Origin of the sequence: Pseudoalteromonas sp. M58 (assembly GCF_042604605.1) — a bacterium.
GTDB classification, from domain to species: Bacteria; Pseudomonadota; Gammaproteobacteria; order Enterobacterales; family Alteromonadaceae; genus Pseudoalteromonas; species Pseudoalteromonas tetraodonis.
In genome coordinates, this window is record NZ_CP152390.1 from 835310 (window position 1) to 859640 (window position 24331).

At 39.4% G+C, this 24331-nt stretch carries 27 protein-coding genes; 22 read left to right on the forward strand and 5 right to left on the reverse strand.

Translation table 11 applies throughout. From position 1 onward, the window contains the following. Positions 1–86: 86 nt before the first annotated feature. Positions 87–965, reverse strand: a complete 879-nt coding sequence (locus AAGD16_RS03845) for a LysR family transcriptional regulator (RefSeq protein WP_008468191.1) — start codon at positions 963–965, stop codon at positions 87–89. Positions 966–1208: 243 nt separating this feature from the next. Beyond that, entirely contained in the window at positions 1209–1658 is a 450-nt protein-coding gene (locus tag AAGD16_RS03850; RefSeq protein WP_008466063.1) for a DUF2721 domain-containing protein, read from the reverse strand. A gap of 75 nt (positions 1659–1733) precedes the next feature. Here AAGD16_RS03850 and AAGD16_RS03855 point away from each other — a divergent pair, with 75 nt between their 5' ends. Genes AAGD16_RS03855 through tsaD form a run of 3 tightly spaced genes read left to right on the forward strand, consistent with a single transcriptional unit; the run spans position 1734 to position 3728 of the window. Continuing rightward, positions 1734–2096, forward strand: a complete 363-nt coding sequence (locus AAGD16_RS03855; RefSeq protein ID WP_008466062.1) for a DUF2007 domain-containing protein — start codon at positions 1734–1736, stop codon at positions 2094–2096. Then, positions 2080–2670: a YjaG family protein gene (locus AAGD16_RS03860; protein ID WP_008115608.1), complete on the forward strand. Its 591-nt coding sequence runs from the start codon at positions 2080–2082 to the stop codon at positions 2668–2670. Before AAGD16_RS03855 ends, AAGD16_RS03860 begins: the two co-directional genes overlap by 17 nt. 44 nt (positions 2671–2714) lie before the next feature. Then, positions 2715–3728 (forward strand): tRNA (adenosine(37)-N6)-threonylcarbamoyltransferase complex transferase subunit TsaD, encoded by a 1014-nt coding sequence (gene tsaD / locus AAGD16_RS03865; RefSeq protein ID WP_013464291.1) that lies wholly within the window; start codon positions 2715–2717, stop codon positions 3726–3728. A gap of 23 nt (positions 3729–3751) precedes the next feature. Here tsaD and plsY read toward each other — a convergent pair whose 3' ends face one another. After that, a complete protein-coding gene (plsY, locus tag AAGD16_RS03870; RefSeq protein WP_008466051.1) occupies positions 3752–4357 on the reverse strand; it encodes a glycerol-3-phosphate 1-O-acyltransferase PlsY in 606 nt (201 codons plus the stop codon). 207 nt (positions 4358–4564) lie between these two features. On the opposite strand from plsY, the gene folB reads away from it, so the two are divergent. From folB to AAGD16_RS03910, 8 genes are all read left to right on the forward strand, one after another. After that, positions 4565–4924, forward strand: coding sequence for a dihydroneopterin aldolase (folB, locus tag AAGD16_RS03875; protein WP_262976678.1), 360 nt, complete (start codon positions 4565–4567; stop codon positions 4922–4924). Continuing rightward, positions 4925–5413 (forward strand): 2-amino-4-hydroxy-6-hydroxymethyldihydropteridine diphosphokinase, encoded by a 489-nt coding sequence (gene folK, locus AAGD16_RS03880; RefSeq protein WP_013464293.1) that lies wholly within the window; start codon positions 4925–4927, stop codon positions 5411–5413. Beyond that, a complete protein-coding gene (locus AAGD16_RS03885) occupies positions 5410–6210 on the forward strand; it encodes an undecaprenyl-diphosphate phosphatase (RefSeq protein ID WP_024601856.1) in 801 nt (266 codons plus the stop codon). Before folK ends, AAGD16_RS03885 begins: the two co-directional genes overlap by 4 nt. Positions 6211–6423: 213 nt before the next feature. Then, a complete protein-coding gene (mpl, locus tag AAGD16_RS03890; RefSeq protein WP_368485399.1) occupies positions 6424–7779 on the forward strand; it encodes a UDP-N-acetylmuramate:L-alanyl-gamma-D-glutamyl-meso-diaminopimelate ligase in 1356 nt (451 codons plus the stop codon). 1 nt (position 7780) lies between these two features. Next, complete coding sequence (locus AAGD16_RS03895; RefSeq protein WP_024601858.1) at positions 7781–8404, forward strand: flavin prenyltransferase UbiX; 624 nt, start codon at positions 7781–7783, stop codon at positions 8402–8404. Then, positions 8401–9330 (forward strand): ABC transporter ATP-binding protein, encoded by a 930-nt coding sequence (locus tag AAGD16_RS03900; protein ID WP_013464297.1) that lies wholly within the window; start codon positions 8401–8403, stop codon positions 9328–9330. The genes AAGD16_RS03895 and AAGD16_RS03900 overlap by 4 nt, the downstream gene beginning before the upstream one ends. Next, positions 9331–10098 carry an ABC transporter permease gene (locus AAGD16_RS03905; protein WP_008466038.1) on the forward strand — a complete coding sequence of 256 codons (768 nt, stop codon included), beginning with the start codon at positions 9331–9333 and terminating at the stop codon, positions 10096–10098. Beyond that, on the forward strand, positions 10098–10766 hold the full coding sequence (locus AAGD16_RS03910; protein WP_058154275.1) for a tRNA (guanosine(46)-N(7))-methyltransferase TrmB: 669 nt from the start codon (positions 10098–10100) through the stop codon (positions 10764–10766). The genes AAGD16_RS03905 and AAGD16_RS03910 overlap by 1 nt, the downstream gene beginning before the upstream one ends. Here the strand turns inward: AAGD16_RS03910 and AAGD16_RS03915 are convergent. Next, on the reverse strand, positions 10759–12630 hold the full coding sequence (locus AAGD16_RS03915; protein WP_377113754.1) for a GGDEF domain-containing protein: 1872 nt from the start codon (positions 12628–12630) through the stop codon (positions 10759–10761). The genes AAGD16_RS03910 and AAGD16_RS03915 overlap by 8 nt on opposite strands. A gap of 259 nt (positions 12631–12889) precedes the next feature. On the opposite strand from AAGD16_RS03915, the gene panP reads away from it, so the two are divergent. Next, positions 12890–14515 (forward strand): pyridoxal-dependent aspartate 1-decarboxylase PanP, encoded by a 1626-nt coding sequence (panP, locus tag AAGD16_RS03920; protein WP_377113757.1) that lies wholly within the window; start codon positions 12890–12892, stop codon positions 14513–14515. 58 nt (positions 14516–14573) lie between these two features. Here the strand turns inward: panP and argE are convergent, their stop codons facing one another. Continuing rightward, positions 14574–15719 carry an acetylornithine deacetylase gene (gene argE, locus AAGD16_RS03925; protein ID WP_377113760.1) on the reverse strand — a complete coding sequence of 382 codons (1146 nt, stop codon included), beginning with the start codon at positions 15717–15719 and terminating at the stop codon, positions 14574–14576. Positions 15720–15939: 220 nt separating this feature from the next. Here argE and argC point away from each other — a divergent pair, with 220 nt between their 5' ends. From argC to AAGD16_RS03975, 10 genes are all read left to right on the forward strand, one after another. Continuing rightward, positions 15940–16953, forward strand: coding sequence for an N-acetyl-gamma-glutamyl-phosphate reductase (gene argC, locus AAGD16_RS03930; protein WP_013464302.1), 1014 nt, complete (start codon positions 15940–15942; stop codon positions 16951–16953). Continuing rightward, complete coding sequence (gene argB / locus AAGD16_RS03935; protein ID WP_096038244.1) at positions 16950–17717, forward strand: acetylglutamate kinase; 768 nt, start codon at positions 16950–16952, stop codon at positions 17715–17717. The genes argC and argB overlap by 4 nt, the downstream gene beginning before the upstream one ends. A gap of 7 nt (positions 17718–17724) precedes the next feature. Then, a complete protein-coding gene (locus AAGD16_RS03940) occupies positions 17725–18657 on the forward strand; it encodes an ornithine carbamoyltransferase (RefSeq protein ID WP_016900252.1) in 933 nt (310 codons plus the stop codon). Then, entirely contained in the window at positions 18654–19856 is a 1203-nt protein-coding gene (locus AAGD16_RS03945) for an argininosuccinate synthase (protein ID WP_377113765.1), read from the forward strand. Before AAGD16_RS03940 ends, AAGD16_RS03945 begins: the two co-directional genes overlap by 4 nt. Positions 19857–19908: 52 nt before the next feature. Continuing rightward, complete coding sequence (gene argH / locus AAGD16_RS03950; RefSeq protein ID WP_377113768.1) at positions 19909–21774, forward strand: argininosuccinate lyase; 1866 nt, start codon at positions 19909–19911, stop codon at positions 21772–21774. A gap of 251 nt (positions 21775–22025) precedes the next feature. Continuing rightward, positions 22026–22223, forward strand: coding sequence for a hypothetical protein (locus tag AAGD16_RS03955; RefSeq protein ID WP_055013186.1), 198 nt, complete (start codon positions 22026–22028; stop codon positions 22221–22223). 15 nt (positions 22224–22238) lie between these two features. Then, positions 22239–22772, forward strand: a complete 534-nt coding sequence (locus tag AAGD16_RS03960) for a hypothetical protein (protein ID WP_377113771.1) — start codon at positions 22239–22241, stop codon at positions 22770–22772. 62 nt (positions 22773–22834) lie between these two features. Then, the gene (locus AAGD16_RS03965) at positions 22835–23284 is read left to right on the forward strand and encodes a hypothetical protein (protein WP_377113774.1); all 450 of its coding nucleotides are present in this window, start codon (positions 22835–22837) and stop codon (positions 23282–23284) included. Beyond that, positions 23277–23792, forward strand: coding sequence for a hypothetical protein (locus tag AAGD16_RS03970; protein WP_138686987.1), 516 nt, complete (start codon positions 23277–23279; stop codon positions 23790–23792). Before AAGD16_RS03965 ends, AAGD16_RS03970 begins: the two co-directional genes overlap by 8 nt. After that, positions 23785–24303 (forward strand): hypothetical protein, encoded by a 519-nt coding sequence (locus tag AAGD16_RS03975; RefSeq protein WP_138686988.1) that lies wholly within the window; start codon positions 23785–23787, stop codon positions 24301–24303. Before AAGD16_RS03970 ends, AAGD16_RS03975 begins: the two co-directional genes overlap by 8 nt. The last annotated feature ends 28 nt before the right edge of the window (positions 24304–24331 follow it).

Here is a 24331-nt window from a genome sequence, read left to right on the forward strand (position 1 = left end):
TCATAATATAAGGGAGCGTTAGTGTAGTGAAAAAAAACTTTAATGCCACTAATTTATAGTTGTTATAAAACGCATGGAGTCATTTTTTATGCTCTTGAAACTTTCTTAATTAGCGAGAGTAGGTGGTCAACATGCTCACCTGCCTCTATCTGCTGGCTTGTTTGCACCACAAGTTGTTCATGGCTAATATCGTTATTCGTTTTAAGCTGGATTAAGTTATGGTTTTCTGCCACAGAGCTGGTGTGTTCAATACCTGCAATAGCAAAATGATCTGACTTTTCAAGTCCAGCCATTACCTGCTCAATACTACCTACTTTAATAGTTGAAACTTTATTTAACGAGTCTATTACTTCATTAAGCATTGATTGCACTTGTTTTGACTGCGAAAAACAACTGAACATTGGATAGCTTTCGAGCTCTTTTTTACTAATATCGCTTTTATTTGCTAAAGGGTGTTGTTTTGAACAAAATAAAATAAGCTGATCAGGTAATTGTATATCGCTACCAATGCTATTGACTATTTGCGAGCATACACTAATGTCAATTTCCCCTTGAAGCAGTTTTCTATGAAGCTCAGTTTTATTTTGCAGCTGCATTTCAATTTTAATATGCGGGTACTGACTCAAAAATTCGCCGCAGGTGATTGGTACTATGCTGCTGGTTGTTGTGGTGTAGCCAATCACTAATTTTTTTTCTTCTGTGCCATTAATTGATTGAAAAGCGCGATGCTTTATTTGTTCTAGCTCATTGAGCGTATTTTTAGCAAAGTCGAGGAAAAGTTCGCCTGCTTGAGTTAACTTAACCGAGCGAGTAGAGCGGGTGACAAGTTCGTAGCCAAGCTCCGTTTCAAGAGTTTGAATGCTACGGGTTAATGCAGATGTACTAATTTGGGTTTGTTCAGCAGCTTGCCTAAAATGACGAAGCAGGCCAAGTGCTACAAACTGTTCTAATTGTTCAAATCTCACTATATAGTCCTTTTTTATAGGTAAGCTAGGGGAATTACAGATTTAATACTGACTTTATATCCCTACAGATCAGTTGAAATAAGGTTTTTAACTACTTATTAAGATTAACTTTCTTTTAATCGTATTTAAAGAGAATAGTTGCAAAATGTTGTTATACCTTTGGGTAATGTTAAGTAACTGTTGGGTTTTATCATTAGCCTAATTTGTGCAATTTTATAACAGCTTTATTAAACTCTCAGCTTGTTAATTGCTGTTTTTACTTTTGGGATTAGGCTCAATAAAGTTTTTACTAACTCGGTTACTTAAAGGCTTATTTTCAATGTTTTGTAATTCAATTTCTATGGCATCACAAGAAATATGAATTTCAAATAATGAAGTAAGCAAAGATAAGCTCAAGCAGCTTAAACTGACACCAAATAAAATAATGCCCGTGGTATTAAATTCTATAAATAATGCGAACATAGATAACGTACATAATAAAAAAGAGGCCACTCCGTATACTTGCATGGTCCTTATTAGTTTTATTCGCTTTCTAAGATTAGTTATTTGCGCCACTACAACAGGACGAATAGACTCACCTTCACGGGCATTCAATTCTCGTATTAGTTGCGCAAGTACTAAAAATCGGTTTGTATAGGCAAGTAATAACAATGAGATGGCTGGAAAAAGTAAACCTGGGGTAGTTAGCGTCATAATGTGTCCTTAAATCATATTATTTGCTTTAGGTTACGCGGGCTTATTGTACACATAAAGTAAATGAGGTGGATATTGCAAAATACTAATAATAGCCAATCAAATGTAACATCATTTGATTGGGTGACGCTTTATAATGCAGAAAATAGTTTAGAGGCCAATATAATAAAAGGACTGATTCTTAATGCGGGAATTGAGTGCCAAATAAAAGGTGAAATACTGCAAGGCGCAATGGGCGAGATCCCATTTGAACAAACACAAGTAAGTGTGCAGGTTTATGCGATAAAAGAGCGCCATGCACGTGAAATATTGGTAAACTATCAGCAAGTAAAACAATCCGCTCCAGATTGGGTGTGCCCTAACTGTAATGAGCATAATGGATCAACATTTGATTTTTGTTGGTCATGTGGGACCTTAAAGAATGACAAAAGCGAATAATTTTCAGCGTATTAGAGAGTTAAATTATTTACAAAAAGCGGTATTGGCCAGTGCGTTAATAGAGCGTATGTTGCCTAATTATGGGCTATTTAGTGAGGCTACCGGCTTTGGCGATGAGGTTATTTTACGCAATGCTTTAAATGTATGTTGGGAAAAAATACTCCTTCCTAAAAGTAAAATTGATTTAGAAAAGCAAGTTGAAAAAATAGAACCTAATGTTCCTGAACTTGCCGATTTTGATATGTTTGGTACCTATCCTGCAATCGATGCTGCCACCTCATTACTGAGTTTAATGCATGGCCTTTTAGCACAAGATGAGCAAGAGTTTGTTAATGTGAGTAAAATATCACAGGCCACCGTAGCTCGCTTTATTGAGTACCAAATGACGGTTGAAGGTGATGTTGCCGATAACAAAGCGGTGCGTGAACACCCACTGATGCAATACGAAATAGAGGTATTAGGTGAACTAATTGATTTTGTAGAAGCAATGGGGCGTATCACTGCTGAAAATGTGAAAGCATTGAAAAAGCATGTCCTTGCTGATGGCCAAACAAACATTGGTTTAGCACTGTAATTTATTTGTTTTAAACACCTTGTTAGGTGGCAGGAGAATTAACAATGCGAATTTTAGGCATTGAATCGTCATGCGATGAAACTGGTATTGCTATTTATGATGACGAAAAAGGGCTGCTAGCCCATCAATTATATAGCCAAGTAAAAGTACATGCAGACTATGGTGGTGTAGTACCTGAACTTGCCTCGCGCGATCACGTACGTAAAACATTGCCGCTTATTGATGAGGCATTTGCGCAAGCGGGTTGTGGGCCTGAAGATTTAGATGGTATTGCTTATACGGCAGGGCCAGGTTTAGTAGGGGCTTTGTTAGTAGGTACCTCAATTGGTCGCTCTTTAGCATATGGCTGGGATATCCCAGCGGTTGCAGTGCACCATATGGAAGGGCATCTATTAGCGCCAATGCTTGAGGAAAACGTCCCCGAGTTCCCATTTATTGCCTTACTGGTTTCTGGCGGTCATACCATGATGGTAAAAGTTGCTGGTATTGGTCAATACGAAGTATTGGGTGAGTCGGTAGATGATGCTGCTGGTGAAGCATTTGATAAAACAGCCAAGTTACTTGGGCTTGATTATCCAGGTGGCCCTCGTTTGGCTAAAATGGCTGAACAAGGTGTTGCTAAGCGATTTGTTTTTCCGCGTCCAATGACAGACAAACCTGGCTTAGATTTTAGCTTTAGTGGTCTAAAAACCGCCGCTTCAATTGCTATTCGTGAAAACGACAGTGATGAGCAAACAAAAGCAGATATTGCTCATGCATTTCAAACGGCCGTTATTGATACTTTAGTAATTAAGTGTAAGCGCGCATTAAAACAAACCGGTATTAAGCGCTTAGTAATAGCCGGTGGCGTAAGTGCTAATACGCAATTACGTTTGCAATTAGAGCGTGTGATGCAAGGTATGAAGGGCGAAGTGTTTTACCCTCGTACTGAGTTTTGTACTGACAATGGTGCAATGATAGCGTATGCCGGTATGCAGCGTTTAAAAGCGGGGCAGTTTGCTACGCTTGATATGAAAACTAAACCGCGCTGGCCAATCGATAGCTTAGAAGCAATATAGTTAACCAGAATTCAGGTTAGTTATTACTTCTTATCATCTGTAGGGGCTTGTTTAGTCCCTACTTTTGGTTCTTCCCCTTTAAATAAACGCACAATATTAGTGCGATGCCTAATAATGATCAGTAGCGTAATAAAGGTCACCGGTAAGGTGTATAACGGTTTTATCCACCATGTGTATAAAGGGGCTAGCGTAACGGCCACTAACGCGGCAAGTGATGAGTAACGAGTAATCGCGACAATCAGCAACCAAGTACCAATCAATAACCCTCCTAAAGAAAGCCCTATCGGTAGTAACGAGCCAAATGCAGTTGCAACCGCCTTACCGCCCTTAAAACTAAAGAATAACGGGTACATATGCCCTAGGCATGCAGCAACGGCGATTAAACCAAGCTCTAATGGCTCGAGTTTTAAAAAATAAGCGCCCCAAACAGGGATTGTGCCCTTTAAAATATCGAAGACTAAAACTAAGCATGCAGGAAGTGACCCGCCTAAGCGGTAAACATTGGTTGCACCTGGATTATTGGAGCCATGCGTGCGTGGATCGGGGAGTTTGAATAGCCGCGACACTAAAATGGCCGATGAAATCGAGCCGAGCAAATAGGCTAAAACAAACATTAAAATGACTAACACGCGCTTCCTTATTTTTTAATCATTACTTTTAAGCTATTATTGGCGTCAAAATTTACGGGCTTCTTAAATTACTCGCAATTTTGTAACGATTCTATTGTAGAAGTAATTTTAGTATATTTAAACACTGATTAAAGTATATACAGTATTAATTTGATTGATACAATATGTAATTAACTCAGTGACTTGTTACAGTCATTTGGAGTATCAATGGACAAGGTATTTATATCACAATTGCATGTCGAAACGATTATCGGGGTGTATGATTTTGAAAAGAAAAGTAAACAAAGCCTGTACTTTGATATTGAAATGTTAAGCGACATCAAGCCCGCAGCGCAAAACGACGATATTAACTTGGCACTGGATTACGCTAAGGTAAGTGAGCGTGTTATCGAACACAGTACGGCTAAACCGGTAGAGCTTTTAGAAACACTGGTGGAGCAATTAGCGCAAATCATTTTAACCGAATTTAATACCCCACAAGTGACAATAAAAGTAAGTAAGCCCGCTGCAGTTGCACAAGCGCAAACCGTCGGTGTAGAAATAACGCGTAACAAGGCTACGGCTTAAATGGCGCAAATATTTATTAGTTTAGGGTCAAATATTAATAAAGCAGAGCATATCAGGCGTGCTTTAGTGGCGTTAAATAAACACTTTAAAAATACACAACATTCTTCGGTATTTGAAAGTGAAGCGGTGGGTTTTGCCGGTAATAACTTTTACAACTCCGTACTCGCTGCCACTACCGAAATGGCGCTTGAAGATGTGTGTGCGTTATTAAAACAAATAGAGCGCGATAATGGTCGCAAAGCAAATGATAAAAAATTTAGCCCGCGCACCTTGGATCTCGATTTACTCTTTTACGATGATGTCATTTGCGAGAGCCCAGCTCAACTACCACGTGACGAAATTACCAAAAATGCCTTTGTATTACAGCCTTTAGCAGAGGTGGCTCCTGATTTTTATCACCCTGTAGCAAAAAAAACGATTGCCCAAATATGGAATGCATATAACAACCCTCAACAAAAACTATGGAAGGTGGAGTTTTCTAACCCATGAGTATTATAGAAATAATTGTTTTAGCCCTAATTCAGGGATTTACTGAATTTTTACCTATATCGAGTTCTGCACACTTAATTTTACCGTCGCAAATTTTAGGCTGGGAAGATCAAGGCTTGGCATTTGATGTTGCCGTTCATGTAGGAACGTTAATAGCTGTTGTTATTTATTTTCGTAAAGAAGTGGCCGATATACTCGGTGCTTGGTTTAAATCGTTTGGTGCACAAGGTACAACAGATGACAGCAAACTAGGCTGGTGGATAATTTTAGGTACTGTGCCTGCCGCTATTTTAGGGCTATTGCTAAAAGATTTTGTTGAACTGTATTTGCGCAGTGCATGGGTGATTGCAACCACAACCATCGTATTTGGTTTGTTGTTGTGGTACGCCGATGCTAAAGGTAAGCAAATAAAAACAATTTATCAGCTTAACTGGAAAACCGCACTCATCATTGGCTTTGCGCAAGCCGTTGCGATGATCCCAGGGACTTCTCGCTCAGGTATTACCATGACCGCGGGTTTAATGCTGGGTATGAATAAGCAAAGTGCAGCCCGTTTTTCGTTTTTGCTGGCTATTCCTATTATTTCAATGATGGGCCTTTATTACACAGCAGAGCTAGCGCTTGGCGATCATATTGTTGATTGGACTGCTTTATTGTTGGGTGTAGTGCTGTCGTTTTTATCAGCTTATGCCTGTATTTTTATGTTTTTAAAAGTGATTGAACGAATGGGTATGCTGCCATTTGTTATTTATCGTTTGTTATTAGGCATCGGCTTAATATTCTTTTTAATGCTATAAGCCATTAATCTTTAAAAGCCTCCCACCGTGGGAGGCTTTTTTATTTGCGCCAAACATCGCATCGGCGCTGTCTTGTTGAAATACCAAACATCTGCTGCAAATTTACCTAGAAAGCTCAACAGACCCTGATGGTAACTTGATCTAAATTTTGGCATTATAGCGCCATTAAAGTTCGCCTTAGAGCACATTCCGCGCAGGATGAAAGGATAGTAAATGCATATACATATTTTGGGTATTTGTGGCACATTTATGGGTGGTATTGCCGCTATAGCTAAATCATTAGGTCATCGCGTTACCGGGTCTGATCAAAACGTTTACCCACCAATGAGTACCCAATTAGAAGAGTTGGGAATCGAGCTAACCCAAGGCTATGATGTATCTCAACTAGAACCGGCACCCGACATCGTCGTCATAGGTAATGCTATGAGCCGAGGGAATCCGTGTGTTGAATATGTATTAGATAAAGGCTTGCCTTATACCTCAGGCCCAGAGTGGCTTAAGCATAATTTACTACAAAAATCATGGGTGCTGGCGGTGGCAGGAACCCATGGTAAAACAACGACTGCCAGTATGCTGGCATGGATATTAGAATATGCAGGTTTAAAACCAGGCTTTTTAATTGGCGGGATCGTGCAAAATTTTGGTCTTTCGGCTCGGGTTGGGCAAACGCCATTTTTTGTAATAGAAGCCGATGAATACGACACCGCCTTTTTCGATAAACGTAGTAAGTTTGTTCATTATTTACCGCGAACACTCATTTTAAACAATCTTGAATTTGATCATGCTGATATTTTTGAAGATTTAAATGCGATTAAAAAACAATTTCACCATTTGATACGTACACTACCGCAAAGCGGGAAAGTATTGTGGCCAAAAGATGATGAGGCTCTGAGCGATGTTATAGCAAAAGGGCTGTGGAGCGAGAGCGAAACATTAGGCGATGATTGGGATTATCAGCTACTTAAAGCAGATGGTTCTCAATTTAATGTGTTATTAAACACGCAACTGCAAGGTGTAGTTAACTGGCAGGCAATTGGTGAGCATAACGTTAAAAATGCCATGATGGCCATTGCAGCAGCGCGCCATGTAGGAATAGCTATTGAGCACAGTATTGCGGCTTTAGGCGAATTTATCAGCCCAAAAAGGCGTATGGAGCTTAAAGCGGATATAAATAACATTAAAGTGTATGATGATTTTGCCCATCATCCTACCGCGATACAAACAACGCTTGCGGGGCTGCGCGCCAAAGTGGGCAATGACAAAATTATTGCGATTTTAGAGCCGCGCTCTAACACCATGAAAATGGGAGTTCATCAATTTACATTGCTAGACTCATTACGCGATGCGGATGAGGTGCTACTGTTTGAACCAGAAAACTTAAGCTGGTCGCTTAAGGAGCAAGCAGAAAAAGCCGGTATGCAGTGTTTTGATTCTACAATCGCCATTATCGAAACAGTGCTTGAAAGTATTGAGCCAAATCAACATGTTTTAATTATGAGTAATGGTGGTTTTAATGGCCTTCATCAACAACTTGTTGATGGCTTGGCCAATAAATACAGCGGAGAATAATGTGCAATTTAAAGATAAAATCACCTTAGCATTTAGTGGTGCATCAGGCGCGCCTTACGGACTAAGGTTATTAGAGGTGTTGCTTGAGCAGCAGTTTCAAGTGTATGTGCTTATTTCAAGTGCCGCGCGGGTAGTCTTTGATACCGAATCAAATGTTAAACTATCAGCAAATGAAGACAAGGCCACAGAGCAATTAAGCCTGTTATATAACGCAAAACCTGGGCAGTTAAAGGTATTTGGTAAAGATAATTGGTTTAGTCCGGTAGCTTCGGGCTCTGCAGCGCCGAAAAAAATGGTAGTATGTCCATGTAGCGCAGGCTCTGTGTCTGCCATTGCAGTCGGCGCATCAGATAATTTATTAGAGCGCGCCGCCGATGTGGTGATAAAGGAGCGAGGCCAGCTTATTTTAGTGCCACGCGAAACGCCATTTAGCGAAATTCATTTAGAAAACATGCTTAAATTATCGCGTTTAGGTGTAACAATTATGCCTGCAGCACCTGGGTTTTATCATCAACCGCAAAGCATAGAAGACTTGGTTGACTTTATGGTGGCGCGAATTTTAGATCATTTAAATATTGAACATAATCTCACAAAGCGTTGGGGTTATGGTGAGGGTAAGAAATGAATAAGCAAAATATTGCTTTAAATATTGAAGGCCTTACCAAGGTTTACAAAAATGGGGTAGAGGCAGTAAAAGGGGTTGATTTACAAGTTCACGAAGGTGACTTTTTTGCATTACTTGGCCCGAATGGGGCGGGTAAATCAACCACTATTGGGGTAATTTCTTCACTGGTTAATAAGACCAAAGGCAAAGTTGAAGTATTTGGTCACGATATTGATACCGACCTTGAGGCGGCTAAAGCGAATTTAGGCCTAGTACCACAAGAGTTTAACTTTAGTCAGTTTGAAACGCTGAGCCAAATACTCGTTAATCAAGCAGGTTACTACGGTGTACCGCGCGGCGAAGCACATAAACGTGCAGATAAATACTTAGCGCAGCTTGGATTAATCGAGAAAAAAGATAAGCAAGCGCGTACCTTATCTGGTGGTATGAAACGCCGTTTAATGATTGCACGTGCCTTAATGCATGAGCCCAAATTACTTATTTTAGATGAGCCGACAGCGGGGGTTGATATAGAGCTTCGCCGTTCAATGTGGGACTTTTTAAGGCAAATTAACGAACAAGGTGTGACCATTATTTTAACAACCCACTACCTTGAAGAAGCTGAACTGCTTTGTAAAAACATCGCCATTATTGATACCGGGCGAATTGTTGAAAACACCACGATTAAAGCCCTGCTTGCTAAATTAGACAAAGAAACCTTTGTATTGGATTTAAAACAACCGTCTAAACCCGTAACGCTAGATGGATACAAATTTACTATGGGGGATGACCACACCATTGAAGTTGAAGTGGCCAAATCTCAAGGATTAAACGCGGTGTTTACAGCATTGACTGAACAAGGTAATACCGTGCTGAGCATGCGAAACAAAGCGAATCGATTAGAAGAATTATTTGTAGGTTTATTAGAGCAAGGGCGGGGCGAATAAATGTTTAAATATGGCGTAGCCTTAAAAAGTATTTGGATTAAAGAGTGCATTCGCTTTTTGCGTATTTGGGTGCAAACCTTAGTACCGCCAGCGATCACGATGAGTTTATATTTTGTTATTTTTGGTAACCTAATTGGCTCGCGTATTGGTGACATGGGCGGTTTTAGCTATATGGAGTTTATTGTCCCTGGCCTTATTATGATGTCAGTTATAACTAACTCTTATTCAAATGTTGCCTCTAGCTTTTACTCAACTAAGTTTCAAAAAAGTATTGAAGAGTTATTAGTTGCACCTGTGCCTAATTACATCATTGTACTGGGTTATATGGGCGGAGGTATGACCCGTGGCATTATGGTTGGTTTTATCGTAACGTGCGTTTCTTTATTTTTTGTAGATATACAAATACATAATATTTTTGTGATTATAGCCACTGTTATTCTCACCTCGGCGGTGTTTGCCTTGGGTGGATTAATTAACGCTATTTATGCAAACAGCTTTGATGACATAAGTATTATTCCGACCTTTATTTTAACGCCGTTGACCTATTTAGGCGGGGTGTTTTATTCAATCACTTTACTGCCTGATTTTTGGCAAATGGTGTCGCAAATAAACCCAATTATTTATATGGTTAACGCATTTAGATATGGGTTTTTAGGTGTTTCGGATGTAGATTTATCGGTCGCAATGGGTGTGTTGTTGGTGTTTATCAGCGTCCTATTTACTTTAGCACTGACGCTAATTAAAAAAGGTGTGGGGCTAAGACACTAATGAGCGATGCAAATTCACGTAGTATTGTATCTAATCAAGCGGGACTTCATGAAAAGCTTGATGAAATAGTTAATAAACACTTACAGGCTGAGTTTAAAAAGCCAATTGCAACGCATACGCAAACCGCATTTGATGAAGTTAATGCTAAAGTGCAAGCCTTTAATGGGCCGCTTATTTTAGACTCCTGTTGTGGGGTCGGAGAGAGCACCGCTAATTTAGCAAAACGTCATCCTGAAGCGTTAGTCATAGGTATTGATAAGTCATCTCATCGACTTGATAAGCATGATGTTGAATATAAACAAAGTGAAAGTGGTCAATACATTTTAGTGCAAGCTGACTTAAATGACTTTTGGCGTTTAGCGGTGGCTGCTAATTGGCAGCCTACGCATCACTATTTGCTTTACCCTAACCCTTGGCCTAAGTCTAAACACATACAAAGGCGCTGGCATGGGGCGGCTATATTCCCGTTTATTGTAAAGTTAGGTGGTTTACTTGAGGTGCGCAGTAATTGGGATATTTATGTTAAAGAGTTTGCCAGAGCGCTTGAATTAGCGGGGCATCCATGTGAAACCGAATTGTTTGAGTCAGACGAAGCAATTACCCCTTTTGAACGTAAGTACTGGGCCAGTGGCCAGCAAAGCCACCGGCTTGTTATAAATCTTAAATAGCCAATTGTTGCTTAAAGTGAGTCACATGTGGCGTTGGTTTACCAAGGTAACTACCTTGCATCAGCGTCACATTTAGTTTATTGAGTAGCTCGGCAACCGTGTTGTTTTCTACCGCCTCAACAACCAATTCAAGTTCAAGCTGCTGGGCTATATCAGCAATATAGGCGATAAATAGCGACGTATTTTCATCATTTACCAGTTGCTTGGTGATCGCACCATCGAGTTTAATGCCATCTACCTCAATCTTTAACGTATTGAGCGTATTAATAAACTCATTACCCCAACAATGCATCACGATTTTTGCCCCTTTACTTTTCACCATCGCAATAAATGATTTTATTTCATAGTAGTGTGTAATGACCTGCGACTCTAATATTGAAATAGTAATGTTTTCAGGGTTGGGGTAGCGATGAAGCTCATACGCTATGTGATCATAAATAGTGGGATCTGCAATATTTTCAGCGCATACAGTTAACCCCCAGCTGATTGCTGATTTGCGAAAGCGCGAAATGCATTGAGTAAATAAGGTACGTGTTAACATCCCATCCATACGCAGCCTATTTACTGCATTAGAAAAGGTATCAGGGGTTAAAATCTCCCCATGTGAGGTCACTATTCTTGGTGAGCAGTCATACCTAATAATGGCATTGGTATTGGTATCTATAACAGGTTGAAAATAAGGAACAACGCGATGGGCATCAAACGCTTCACGAATTTCCTTTGCTATTTCTACATTGTATAAATACAGAGATTTAGCGTCGTTAATCGCTTCTGAGTAGTTTACTATGGGTTGAACACCTTGCCTTGATTGTAGCAAAGCAATGTGGGCATTCTTAAGCAGTAATGACTTATTCCCTCTTGCGACTCCAGCGTTGAGTGTAATATAAATAAATGGGTCTGTAATAAAAGGTGTATTTTTATTATGGGATTGAATAATGCTGTAAAGCTCATCAAAAGGTGTTTCTTTACTGGTTAAAATGGCCAGCTTGTTGGTCGCAATACGATAAATACGTGATTGCAGACGGTTTTGCTGCTTAAAGTGACTAAGTAGTTTTTTCATCACTTCATCGGCTGTTTTTGTGCCAAAAAAGCGACTGATACTATCAATTTCGTTAACCAAAATAATCGCGATTTGTAGATGATGCTCATTACTTTTTTTTAGCTGCTTTTCCAAGGCAATATGATTTTCAAACCCCGTAGCATGATCCCTCATTAGTGAGCGGCGTACCCCAAAACAATAAAGAATATAAACCAGTAACAATATGAACAGTACGCAACTAAAATGAAGCAGGGCTTGATTCAAACGTGTTATTAAAGCCGTATTGATTTTATCGACGCTAATATCAGCTGCAGTTAAATAGGTTCTGCCATTTTTTGCTATATGAGGAATATACACCGTTTTAGAATGACCACGATGCGCCGTTGACACTTCAAAAATAGGGGCCGTTGATAAAAATGCCGCCATATTAATTGGCGTCGCTTCTGGGTAAAGATCTAAATACTGGGTAACTTTACCGTTATTTTGATCATCTTGGGTGTAACTGGAGGCAGTAAAATAAATATTTTCATCAATTAATATCATTGAATATAAATAATCTATATTTAAATCATTGGCTAAAGCAGAAAGCTGTTCGGCCTTATTTTGATAGCTTGCAAAGCTAATTTCTTGCGACGTTTTGTCGTGGTAATCACTACCTAAAATATACTTTACGCTGGTGGCGGCATTTATTAAGCGATTGTCAATGCTGCGCATTACATCACCTTGAATGGCAGAGTAAGTGTAGTAACCATAAATGATTAAGCTGACCAAAAAAAAGACGGTCCCAAGCGCCAACCGTGTTAATTTTAGATTTCCTTTGAGCATGTATTATCCTTATTTTTGTTGATTTTATTATACTTAAAAATTATAAATGCCCAATATTTTAATTACCCTTTGTATTAAATTTAGAAAATAGTGAAATGTTATCTATTTAGTATTGTCTTTTATGGCTTAAAACGAGACATTTTTGTCATATTGCAGTAAAGTTAGCGCAATTTTTTAGAAATGCCGTTGCTTAAAAAACACCTTATATTAGCGTGTTTTACAAACTAACAGGTGTTTTAGTCACACACTAGGTATGAAGATGGATCAAAAGCGTTGTGCCGTCGCCTCTAAAGAAAGCCTTAAACGGATATTCACCGTTCCAGAGGCGCCAGACTCAACTTTGAGCAAAATAGAGCTTGAAATTTCGAGTAATTTAGCAGGTTTCTTAAACGAAAATATCGCGGCAATTGAAAAACCATTACATGAAATAGAAAAAGATTTTCAATCGGCGGCAATCCCTGAAGAACCGACGTTTGTGTCTTGCTATGCTCAAGATATTATGGAGCAGCTGGTTGCTCATTCTGTTCATACCGCAGCGCCAAGCTTTATTGGCCATATGACCTCGGCTCTGCCTCATTTTTTACTACCGTTATCGAAATTAATGGTTGGGTTAAATCAAAACCTAGTAAAAATTGAAACCTCGAAAGCGTTTACCCCATTAGAACGTCAAGTTTTAGGGATGATGCATCATTTAGCTTATGGCCAAAGTGATGGTTTTTATTCTAAATGGATGCACAGTGCAAAAACCTCGTTAGGTGCATTTTGCTCTGGCGGCACCGTGGCAAATATTACTGCACTTTGGATAGCTCGAAACCGCTTATTAAAAGCGGATGGCAATTTTAAAGGTATTGCTGCACAAGGTTTAGTTGCAGGAATGCTTCACTATGGTTACAAAGGGCTGGCAGTTTTAATTTCTGAACGAGGTCATTATTCGCTTGGTAAATCGGTTGATTTATTAGGTATTGGTCGTGAAAATTTAATTGGTATTAAAACTTCTGCCGATAATAAAGTCGATGTTAGTGCAATGCGAGAAAAAGCGTTAGAGCTTGAAACACAAGGCATTAAAGTGATGGCAATTATTGGAGTCGCAGGAACCACTGAAACCGGTAATATTGACCCACTTGAAGATATGGCTAATTTAGCACAAGAGATTAATTGTCATTTTCATGTTGATGCAGCGTGGGGCGGAGCAACTTTACTGTCTAATACCCATAGGCATTTATTAAAAGGTATTGAGCATGCAGATTCAATCACCATTGATGCGCATAAGCAAATGTATGTGCCGATGGGGGCCGGTTTAGTCTTATTTAAAGACCCTGCTGCAACTGATGCCATCGAGCATCATGCTGAATATATTTTACGAAAAGGCTCTAAAGATTTAGGCAGCCATACTCTTGAGGGAAGTCGCCCTGGGATGGCGATGTTAGTGCATGCTTGCTTACGTGTTATTGGTCGTAAAGGCTATGAAATGCTTATCGATCGCAGTATTAAAAAAGCGCGTTATTTTGCTGATTTAATAAAAGCCGATGAAGATTTTGAGTTAATATCAGAGCCAGAACTTTGCTTACTGACCTATCGCTATGTACCAAAACAAATTAAACATGCGATAGCCCAAGCTGATGCACAAACCCGTTTAGACATTTTTGCCGCGCTTAATCGTTTTACTGCCAGTATGCAAAAACGCCAACGAGAATCGGGTCGCTCATTTGTATCGCGTACGCGTTTAACGCCAGTTCAATATGATAACCAACCAACCGTGGTATTTAGAGTGGTACTGGCAAACCCGCTTACCTCAGGTGCTATATTAAAAGAGATATTAGAAGAGCAGAAAGAACTGGCACAAACTGATCCGGTGTTTAAAAAGTATTTACGAAAATATATGTAACTACAATTACAAATGCAATGACAAAAAAGACGCGATTAAGCGTCTTTTTTGTTGCTGATTAAAAGCAACTCGCCTTTATAAGGTTGCTGATAATTTGTTGAGAAGGTTTGATTTTTTCCATTGCTAAAAACTCATCGGGCTGATGCGCTTGGTTAATAGAGCCTGGTCCCATTACGATGGTTTCACAACCGAGTTGCTGTATAAATGGCGCTTCGGTACAGTAGTTAACAGCCACTGCTTTTTGCCCTGCTATATTTTCGGCTAATTTGACTAACGCGCTATCTGTGCTTCCCGAAAATGCTGGAATTGGCTCATGCAAATCAATTACGCTCACAGAGTTAGGGTATTGCTGGTTTATATCGTAGGTTGCATCAAGTACCAGTGCTTGAAGCTCTTGCACGCTTAAACCGGGAAGAGGGCGCATATCAATGTGCATTTCACAGCAGCCACAAATTCGGTTGGCATTGTCACCCCCATGAATATTGCCTAAGTTGAGTGTTGGATAAGGAATTTCAAAGTGGTTTATTGAATATTTATTCTTAAGTTGTTCTTTTAAGATCAGTAATTTTGTAATCACTTTATGCATTACTTCGATGGCATTAAGGCCCCGTTCGGGATCAGAGCTATGTCCTGAGCGACCAACGACTCTGATTGCTGTAGTCATATGGCCTTTATGGGTAAATACTGGTGTCATATCAGTGGGTTCACCAATAATACAGCGGCTTGGCTTTAAATTTGGGTGCTTACAAATTTGCTGTGCGCCAGCCATAGTGGTTTCTTCATCGGCGGTCGCTAATATTAAAATAGGTTGAGTTTGTTGCTTTTCATCTAGCTCACTAATAGCTTGCAGTACAAAAGCAAAAAAGCCTTTCATATCAATACTGCCTAAACCATATAATTTGTTATCAAGTTCAGTTAATTTAAATGGGTTTTGATTCCAGCGGCTATCATCAAACGGCACCGTATCGGTGTGCCCCGCAAGCATTAACCCGCCATCGCCTTGTCCGCGTTTTGCTAATAAGTTGTAGCGGCCTTTACCACCTTCTAACTCTATTATTTCACAGGTAAAACCTAAGCTTTCACACCACTGAGCGAGTAGTTCAATCACGCTTTTATTGCTCATACACAAATGCTCTTCAATAGCGCTAATAGAGGGGGCAGCAATCAATTGCTGATACATCGAGATAAATGACGGCAGAGACATAAAAAACCCAAAATAAGTATTCAATTTAATTGCATAACAATATAAAAGTATTTATGATGAATATCAATTCACTTTTTAAGCATAAATATATTAAAGTTACGCCATGAAAATAATACGACGATAGTTATCACTCATTAATTTAATCAGTTTAGCTAGGTTGCAACCTAGTGTAAGTAAATAACATGGAATTTAGTCACTAATTTTATATAAAGAGTAAATAATGAACGTAGTAATTATAGGTGCCAGCGGTTACAGCGGCGCAGAATTGGCTAGCTTAGTTGCCAAACATCCAGCATTAACATTATCAGCATGTTATGTATCAGCACAAAGCTTAGATAAACATAAACTGCTCAGTGAATTATACCCTGAGCACTTAGGGTTACTTGACTTACCTTTGCAACCACTTAATGAGAGTGCATTGAGTGATATAGCTCATTCAGCAGACTATGTGTGTTTATGCACTGACCATAAAGTAAGTGTTGATTTAGCCCCTCAGTTTTTAGCGATGGGCAAAAAGGTATTTGACCTTTCGGGTGGTTACCGTCTTGAAAGTAATGAAGATTACGTCACTTATTATGGTTTTGAACACCAGCATCCAGAACTTCTTAATGAAGCTGCATATGGCCTTGCAGAGTGGAATAGTGAGGCCATTGCAAAGGCGCAGTTAGTTGCTGTAGCTGGCTGCTACCCAACTGCCGCATTAAACGCATTAAAACCTCTTCAGCAAGCTGGGTTACTTAGTGATGAGCGGATTATTATTAATGCTGTATCGGGAGTAACTGGGGCTGGTCGTAAAGCAAGTATTGGCACGCATTTTTGCGAAGTATCGCTAGCTGCTTATGGTTTGTTTAACCATCGTCATGGGCCTGAGATACAGCAGTATCTTGGCCATAACGTGTTATTTACTCCTCATTTAGGTAATTTCCCGCGCGGTATTTTAGAAACCATTTATGTACAGCTAAAACCGGGTGTGACCAGTGAGCAAGTAACTAAAGCGTATCAAGTATTAGCAGATGAGCCGTTAATTCGATTGCTTGGTGGCAAAATTCCCTCCATTAAAGGGGTAGCAAAACAACCCTATGTTGATATTGCATGGCAGCAGCAAGACTCACAATTAATAGTGATGGCAGCGATTGACAATTTACTAAAAGGGGCGGCTGGTCAGGCTCTGCAATGTATTAATTTGTCAATGGGTTTGCCTCACACTACAGGTTTAGTAGGAGCGTTTAAATGAGCAGTAAAACGTGGGTTATTAAACTCGGTGGCGCAGTACTCAATACTGAAAATGCCGCTAAAGCGCTTTTTGAGGTTCTTAATGAGCAACATGATGCACAATTTGTAATTGTTCATGGCGGTGGCTCATTAGTTGACCATTGGCTAGCAGAAGCCGGTTTTGCCAGTGCTAAACACCAAGGTTTGCGTATCAGCCCTAAAGAACAGATGCCTTATATTGTAGGAGCATTAGCGGGAGCAGCAAACAAACAATTAATGGCGCAAGCAATGACTGCTGGGCACAAACCCGTTGGCTTGAGTTTATATGAAGCTGGAATAACAGCATCACAAAAATTAAAAGCGCTAGGGCAAGTAGGTCAATGCCATAGTAATGATGATTCTATTATTAATGAATTACTCAGTGGCGGGCGTTTACCTATAGTCAGCTCCATCGGTTTTGATGAGCAAGGGCTTTGGTACAACGTCAATGCTGACGAAGCAGCAGCCGCGATTGCGAGTAATTTAAACGCCGAACTTATTTTTATGACAGATGTAGAAGCGGTGCTTGATGTGAATAAGCATCCACTACATCAACTTGACACAAAACACATTGATACTTTAATTGCAGAGGGAGTAATTGTGGGCGGGATGGAGGTCAAAGTTAAGACCAGCCTTCACGCTGCCCAACATTTACGACGCGGTGTGTACATTTCCAGCTGGCAAAAGCCAGAAAATTTAACGGCTTTGCTGCAAGGCGAGCACGTCGGAACTAAAGTGACACCATAGGTTGAATATGTTTAAAGATTTTATAACGGGTCTAGAATTAGACCAACAAGGCGCCCTTAATTTATTAAAATTAGCGCAAGATATTAAAGAAAGCCCTGCAAAGTACAGCCAAGTGTTAGCTGGTAAGTCAGTGGTTACTCTGTTCGAAAAGCAAAGTTTACGTACGCGTTTATCGTTTGATATTGGTATAAACCGTTTAGGCGGTCATGCGGTTTATCTTGATCAACAAAACGGCGCGATGGGAGCTCGTGAATCAATAAAAGATTTTGCCTTGAATATTTCAACTTGGGCTGATGGTATCGTTGCCCGGGTTAATCAGCACAGTACGTTAACTACCTTAGGTGAGTATTCGTCTGTTCCGGTGGTTAATAGTTTGTGTGATTTATATCACCCATGCCAAGCCTTAGCTGATTTTTTAACGCTTCAAGAAGTGCACGGTGATGTTAGTCAGCTAAAGTTGGCTTATTTAGGTGAAGGTAATAACGTAACGCATTCACTGATGCTACTTGCAGCAACTTTAGGGACTGATTTTGTTGCTGTGACGCCAAAAGGCAGTTCGCCCGATTCGCAAATTCTTAAAAAAGCGGAGCAAATTGCCGCAATGAATGGGGCGTCTGTGATGGTAAGTGACAGAGTTGAGGCTGCGGTAGGTGCTAACGCAGTTTACGCTGATACCTGGGTTTCTATGGGAGACACCACACCGCTTGAGCAAGTGAAAGAAAAATACATGCCTTATCAATTAAATCAGGCATTACTTAAAAAAACTGGGGCTACCACGGTATTACATTGCCAACCGGCACACCGTGAGTTTGAAATTACCTCTGAGGTAATGGATGGCCCCGCATCAAAAATTATTCAACAAGCAGAAAATCGTATGCATGCGCAAAATGCTCTGCTTGTTACATTATTAAATCCAAATTTTGTTAAGGAACACCTATGAGTTCAATTAAAAAAGTCGTTTTAGCCTATTCAGGTGGTCTTGATACATCGGCTATTGTGCCATGGTTAAAAGAAAACTACGGCTGTGAAGTTATTGCCTTTGTTGCCGATGTTGGCCAGGGCGCAGAAGAACTTGAAGGCGTAGAAGCAAAAGCCATTGCATCGGGTGCATCTGAATGTTACGTAGTTGATTTGAAAGATGAAATGGTAAGTGATTACATTTACCCAACACTTAAAACAGGCTCTATATACGAAGGGACCTACTTACTAGGTACTTCTATGGCACGTCCAATCATCGCCAAAGCCCAAGTTGAAATTGCCCGTAAAGTGGGGGCAGATGCACTTTCTCATGGCTGTACGGGTAAAGGTAACGACCAAGTACGTTTTGAGTCATGTTTTGCAGCACTGGCTCCTGATTTAAAGGTGATTGCGCCATGGCGTGAGTGGGATTTATCAAGTCGTGAATCATTGCTTTATTACCTAGCTGAGCGTGATATTCCGTGTTCTGCATCAGCAACTAAAATTTACAGTCGTGATGCTAACGCATGGCATATCTCCCACGAAGGCGGCGAGCTTGAAGACCCTTGGTGTGAGCCAAGTGAGCAGGTATGGACCTGGACTAATTCACCAGAGCAAGCGCCCGATAAAGCTGAGCATGTCACTTTATCAGTTGTAGAAGGTGAAGTGGTTGCTGTAAACGGCGAACAATTAAAGCCTTACGACTGTTTAGTTAAACTAAACGACATTGCAGCCCCGCATGGTGTTGGTCGTGTTGATATTGTAGAAAACCGTTTAGTGGGCATGAAATCACGCGGTTGTTACGAAACACCAGGCGGTACAGTGATCATGGCTGCGCTTCAAGCAATTGATGAGCTCGTTCTTGATAAATCAAGCCGTAAATGGAAAGAGGTACTCGGTGGTGAATTTTCGCATTTAGTCTACGACGGTCGTTGGTTTACGCCGCTTAAAGGTTCTATTTTAGCCGGTGCAGAAGCGCTTTCTACGTTAGCGACAGGTGAAGTGGTACTTAAACTTTATAAAGGGCAAGTAACAGCGGTCCAGAAAAAATCACCTAACAGTTTATACAGCGAAGATTTTGCTACTTTTGGTGAAGACGATGTTTATGACCAATCGCACGCAGAAGGCTTTATTCGTTTATTCTCACTATCAAGCAGAATTTCAGCATTAGCTAAAAAGTAATTTTTTAAGCCCCTTGGAATTAAGGGGCTATTATCGGGTTTGGAGAGATTTCATGGCATTATGGGGCGGGCGTTTTTCTACGGGTCCAGATGAAGCGTTTAAACAATTTAACGATTCACTTCCCTTCGATTATCAATTAGCAGAGCAAGATATTATTGGCTCTGTTGCATGGGCTGGCGCACTTGAACAAGTGAACGTGTTATCTAATGACGAACACCAAAAGCTGGTATCGGCATTATATGAATTACTTGAAGAGGTAAAAGCAGATCCACACGCTGTTGCCACCTCAGGTGCTGAGGATATTCACTCGCATGTTGAAGCCGCACTAATTGAAAAAGTGGGTGATTTAGCTAAAAAATTACACACAGGCCGAAGCCGTAACGACCAAGTTGCTACCGACTTTAGATTATGGTGTCGCGATACTGCCGATCATATCTTAAAAGCAATTGCACAATTAAAAGCTGAATTTATTAGTCTGGCTGAACGTGAGCTTGGCACAATACTGCCAGGTTATACGCACTTACAGCGTGCACAGCCGGTGTTATTTAGTCACTGGTGTATGGCTTATGTAGAAATGTTAGAGCGTGATGAAAGCCGGTTGCAAGATGCCCAATCACGAATGAACTATTGTCCACTCGGCTGTGGCGCTCTTGCGGGAACTGCCTATCCGATTGACCGTCACGCACTTGCACAAGGATTAGGGTTTACAGGCGCGACTAAAAATAGCCTTGATGGTGTATCTGATCGTGACTTTGTGGTTGAGCTATTAAGCTGTGCGTCTATCTCTATGATCCACTTATCACGCATGTCTGAAGACTTGATTTTTTATAACTCAGGAGAAGCTGGGTTTATCGAACTGGCTGATAATGTTACATCGGGCTCATCTTTGATGCCGCAGAAAAAGAACCCAGATGCATTAGAGCTAATTCGTGGTAAAACAGGGCGGGTATTTGGTGCGTTTAGTGCAATGATGATGACTCTAAAAGCACTGCCGCTTGCCTACAATAAAGACATGCAAGAAGATAAAGAAGGCATTTTTGACGCTATGCCAACGTGGCTTGCGTGTATTCATATGGCGCAAGCGTGTATTAAGGGTGTAACAGTTAAAGCAGACAAAACCTTAGCAGCGGCAAAAGGTGGCCACGCAAATGCAACCGAGCTTGCTGATTATTTGGTCGCCAAAGGTGTACCGTTTAGAGAAGGGCATCATATTGTTGGCGTGTTGGTGCAATTAGCTATTAGTGAAGGTAAAACGTTAGAGGAGCTTTCACTTGAGCAGTATAAATCAGTAAACCCCGTGTTTGAAGATGATGTGTATCCGGTACTTGAAATTGATGCCTGTATTAAAGCACGTCAAGCACTTGGCGGAACCTCATTAGAACAAGTAAGTAAAGCGGTGAAAGACGCGAAAAAAAAACAGCAAATAACAGTTCGTGATGCAAACCTAGATGACGTGGAAGCAATCGCTAAACTCGTGCAACACTGGGCAACAGTCGGCGAAAACTTACCGCGCGCTAAAAGTGACATGGTGCACTCAATTAATGAGTTTGCTGTAACCGAGATAAACGGTCAGGTATCAGGTTGTGCTTCATTATACATTTATGACACTGGATTAGCTGAAATACGCTCATTAGGTATTGACCCTAAAAGCGCAGTAACAGGACAAGGGCGAGAGCTAGTAGAACATTTATTAGTAAAAGCCAAAAAATTGGCACTCAATCGTGTCATCGTTCTGACTCGTGTACCTGACTTTTTCGAAAATCAGCGGTTTAGTTTCTGTAATAAAGAGAGCCTACCTGAAAAAGTCATGAAAGATTGTGAGTTATGTTTACGTAAAGAAAACTGTGATGAAGTCGCAATGGAATATATGTTAAAGCCAAGTAATAGCATGGAGATCCCTTGTAAAAACGTGGCTTGAGCAATCCCTAGGATAAAAAACGCACGGTGACCCCGATGCGTTTTTTTTGAGTAAAATAAAATAATTTTTAAATTAACATGCTATGAATTTAAAGTTGGCATATCGGTTGCATTTATAGTTCTGTAGTGTGTTGTTGAGTCAATTAATCAACGAAGGCAATACGTTACAGAAGTTATTTAGTAACTGCTCCAGATGGTGTGATTTAAATTTACGCCAATAATAAAAATTTAATACTCAAAAGGATTAATCACATGCAAATTTCAGCTAATAGCCAAGTACAAATGCAAGCATACAATAAAACGCAACAATTAAAGCCTGCAATGGAACAAACTGCTAGCCCTAAAACCCTACAATCTGATACAGTAAGTATCTCTCAAGAGGCAATGAATGCTGCAGGTGCAGATCTTCAGCGAGGCGGTGCTATTGTTGTTCCTGTCAAACCAAAGTGATAATTAAGGTCTTTGATGTTTTTAACTGAGTTTTTTGGGTTGTTCTCCCTATCCGCTTTTTTGATGTGGGGATTTCTAATGGCTTTTTTCTTTAATGTGTTTGTATACACTTTAGAGGTAAAAAGAGGTACAACCCTATTGCTCAGTTCATTTGTGATGATGGTATCTTATACCTTATCTGATTACTTCTTTACTTGGTTGTCTATTCAAAACACATTGTATCTTGATTGGGCTTTATATGATTTTGCAACGATTGCAGGCTTGATCTTAGTCTATATCTTTATCAGAAAAACAACGCCTTCTTTTTTATATTTAGTTCTGGGGCTATCGATAAATTCTATTTTCTTTTTATGTATGTATTTAGATATGTATATATATAAGAATCAAGAACCTTGGTTTTTTTGGGATCTTTACACATTTACAGTTAATCTTATTGATTTAATTATGATTATTGTTCTAATTGTAGATAGAGACTTCCTTGGTCTTCATAAATTAAAAAACAAATTCTTCAAAGGCTCAAGTATTCAACCTGAAAACAACTTCTCATAAACATGTATATAAGCTATACCCTTGGTGAATATGTAAGCGCATTCATTCAGTGGGGCTTCCTAATGGCTTTCCTGTATTGTTTTGTAAAAAGTATAAATACTCCAAATAAATCTTCTCTATATTTAGCTGCAACAATGCTGTGTTCATATGTATTAAGTGATTATCTATATATAGTAGAGCATGTGTATTTTAATTGGATAGTTTACGATTTTTTAACCATTGCCTTTATTGCTTTTGCGATTAAAAGAGTAAAGGTTACTCCCTCTTTACCTGCATATTTCATCATTGTAGGCTTAACCATAAATAGTGTATTAGTTGGTTTTATTTATTATGATTTATACATTCTAGGGAATACTCAGGAGTGGTGGTTTTGGAGTTTTTACTCTATTTCTATAAACTTAATTGATATATTAATGATAGCTTCTTTGGTAATAAACTTAGATTATGTAAATATCAATCAAGGTGCAAAAGCATTAAAACCTATGGTTAAAAATGGTGTCTCAAATGGATGATTTTTTGCTTAGTCCATATGTATCTCTTTATATAGGCGCATTTGTTCAATGGGGTTTTTTAATGGCTTTTTTATACTCATTAGTAACGAGTATAAATAAACCCAAAAAAGAGGCTTTATGGCTGTCGCTAATAATGTCGGTTTCATACTCTTCAAGCCTGTTCATTGATATCCAAAATATTTCTTATATGAAATTATTACTTTTTGATTTAGTAACAATTTTGGTTATTTTGGTTGTAAGCAACTTCTTAACTAAAAATGTTATATCTACTTATCTATTATTAGGGTTAAGCATAAACTCACTGTTATTTTTTGGTATGCACATAGACGTGCTAGTCTTTAATAACAGCACACCGTGGTGGTTTTGGTCGTTTTATTCAATGAGTATTAACCTAATGGACTTTATGATGATAGCTATTTTCTTTATTAATAAAGACTTTTTGAGAGTAGTGAAATTTAAAAATTGGCTTGTAAAAATTAGAATTAATAGAGCTATTATTAATGGCTGATTTTCTTTGGCAGTTAGTCGCGATTTTTGATTATATGTCGATTTTTATAACTTGGTTATTTGTAATCGCTTTTCTGTATAATTTATCGACAAGTATAAACAATCACAATAAAAACCTTTTGCTTCTCTCTTTTATTATGATGCTATCTTACACTTCAAGCATGTTCATTGATCCAACTACAGAAACACCTCATCTTAAAATGTTTATGTTTGATATAGTGACTATTGTTTTGCTAGTTATTTGGGGATACTTTATTAAGGGCAAAATTATTCCTGTTGCTTTTTATTACCTTATTGTAGGGCTTAGCTTTAATGCACTCATGTTTTTAGGTATGCATTACGATGTCAGCATGCAGGATAATACCGATTACTGGTGGTTTTGGGCACTTTATGCCATAGGTCAAGTTGTCAGTGATTGTGTTATGGCGGTAGTTTTAATCATAAATAAAGACGTGTTAAAAATACTCTGGTTAGTGAAAAGATTTAAAGGCCGTTTTATTTTAGGTGCTTAAAAGTAGCGTCTCATTTATACGCTACTTT

What these genes read in the sequence shown, in the direction of transcription:
- AAGD16_RS03850 (WP_008466063.1), bottom strand. Translation starts at nt 1,658, where the DNA reads ATGACGCTAACTACCCCAGGTTTACTTTTTCCAGCCATCTCATTGTTA.
- AAGD16_RS03860 (WP_008115608.1), top strand. Translation starts at nt 2,080, where the DNA reads ATGACAAAAGCGAATAATTTTCAGCGTATTAGAGAGTTAAATTATTTA.
- tsaD (WP_013464291.1), top strand. Translation starts at nt 2,715, where the DNA reads ATGCGAATTTTAGGCATTGAATCGTCATGCGATGAAACTGGTATTGCT.
- folB (WP_262976678.1), top strand. Translation starts at nt 4,565, where the DNA reads ATGGACAAGGTATTTATATCACAATTGCATGTCGAAACGATTATCGGG.
- folK (WP_013464293.1), top strand. Translation starts at nt 4,925, where the DNA reads ATGGCGCAAATATTTATTAGTTTAGGGTCAAATATTAATAAAGCAGAG.
- AAGD16_RS03885 (WP_024601856.1), top strand. Translation starts at nt 5,410, where the DNA reads ATGAGTATTATAGAAATAATTGTTTTAGCCCTAATTCAGGGATTTACT.
- mpl (WP_368485399.1), top strand. Translation starts at nt 6,424, where the DNA reads ATGCATATACATATTTTGGGTATTTGTGGCACATTTATGGGTGGTATT.
- AAGD16_RS03900 (WP_013464297.1), top strand. Translation starts at nt 8,401, where the DNA reads ATGAATAAGCAAAATATTGCTTTAAATATTGAAGGCCTTACCAAGGTT.
- AAGD16_RS03905 (WP_008466038.1), top strand. Translation starts at nt 9,331, where the DNA reads ATGTTTAAATATGGCGTAGCCTTAAAAAGTATTTGGATTAAAGAGTGC.
- AAGD16_RS03910 (WP_058154275.1), top strand. Translation starts at nt 10,098, where the DNA reads ATGAGCGATGCAAATTCACGTAGTATTGTATCTAATCAAGCGGGACTT.
- AAGD16_RS03915 (WP_377113754.1), bottom strand. Translation starts at nt 12,630, where the DNA reads ATGCTCAAAGGAAATCTAAAATTAACACGGTTGGCGCTTGGGACCGTC.
- panP (WP_377113757.1), top strand. Translation starts at nt 12,890, where the DNA reads ATGGATCAAAAGCGTTGTGCCGTCGCCTCTAAAGAAAGCCTTAAACGG.
- argE (WP_377113760.1), bottom strand. Translation starts at nt 15,719, where the DNA reads ATGTCTCTGCCGTCATTTATCTCGATGTATCAGCAATTGATTGCTGCC.
- argC (WP_013464302.1), top strand. Translation starts at nt 15,940, where the DNA reads ATGAACGTAGTAATTATAGGTGCCAGCGGTTACAGCGGCGCAGAATTG.
- argB (WP_096038244.1), top strand. Translation starts at nt 16,950, where the DNA reads ATGAGCAGTAAAACGTGGGTTATTAAACTCGGTGGCGCAGTACTCAAT.
- AAGD16_RS03940 (WP_016900252.1), top strand. Translation starts at nt 17,725, where the DNA reads ATGTTTAAAGATTTTATAACGGGTCTAGAATTAGACCAACAAGGCGCC.
- AAGD16_RS03945 (WP_377113765.1), top strand. Translation starts at nt 18,654, where the DNA reads ATGAGTTCAATTAAAAAAGTCGTTTTAGCCTATTCAGGTGGTCTTGAT.
- argH (WP_377113768.1), top strand. Translation starts at nt 19,909, where the DNA reads ATGGCATTATGGGGCGGGCGTTTTTCTACGGGTCCAGATGAAGCGTTT.
- AAGD16_RS03955 (WP_055013186.1), top strand. Translation starts at nt 22,026, where the DNA reads ATGCAAATTTCAGCTAATAGCCAAGTACAAATGCAAGCATACAATAAA.
- AAGD16_RS03960 (WP_377113771.1), top strand. Translation starts at nt 22,239, where the DNA reads ATGTTTTTAACTGAGTTTTTTGGGTTGTTCTCCCTATCCGCTTTTTTG.
- AAGD16_RS03965 (WP_377113774.1), top strand. Translation starts at nt 22,835, where the DNA reads ATGGCTTTCCTGTATTGTTTTGTAAAAAGTATAAATACTCCAAATAAA.
- AAGD16_RS03970 (WP_138686987.1), top strand. Translation starts at nt 23,277, where the DNA reads ATGGATGATTTTTTGCTTAGTCCATATGTATCTCTTTATATAGGCGCA.
- AAGD16_RS03975 (WP_138686988.1), top strand. Translation starts at nt 23,785, where the DNA reads ATGGCTGATTTTCTTTGGCAGTTAGTCGCGATTTTTGATTATATGTCG.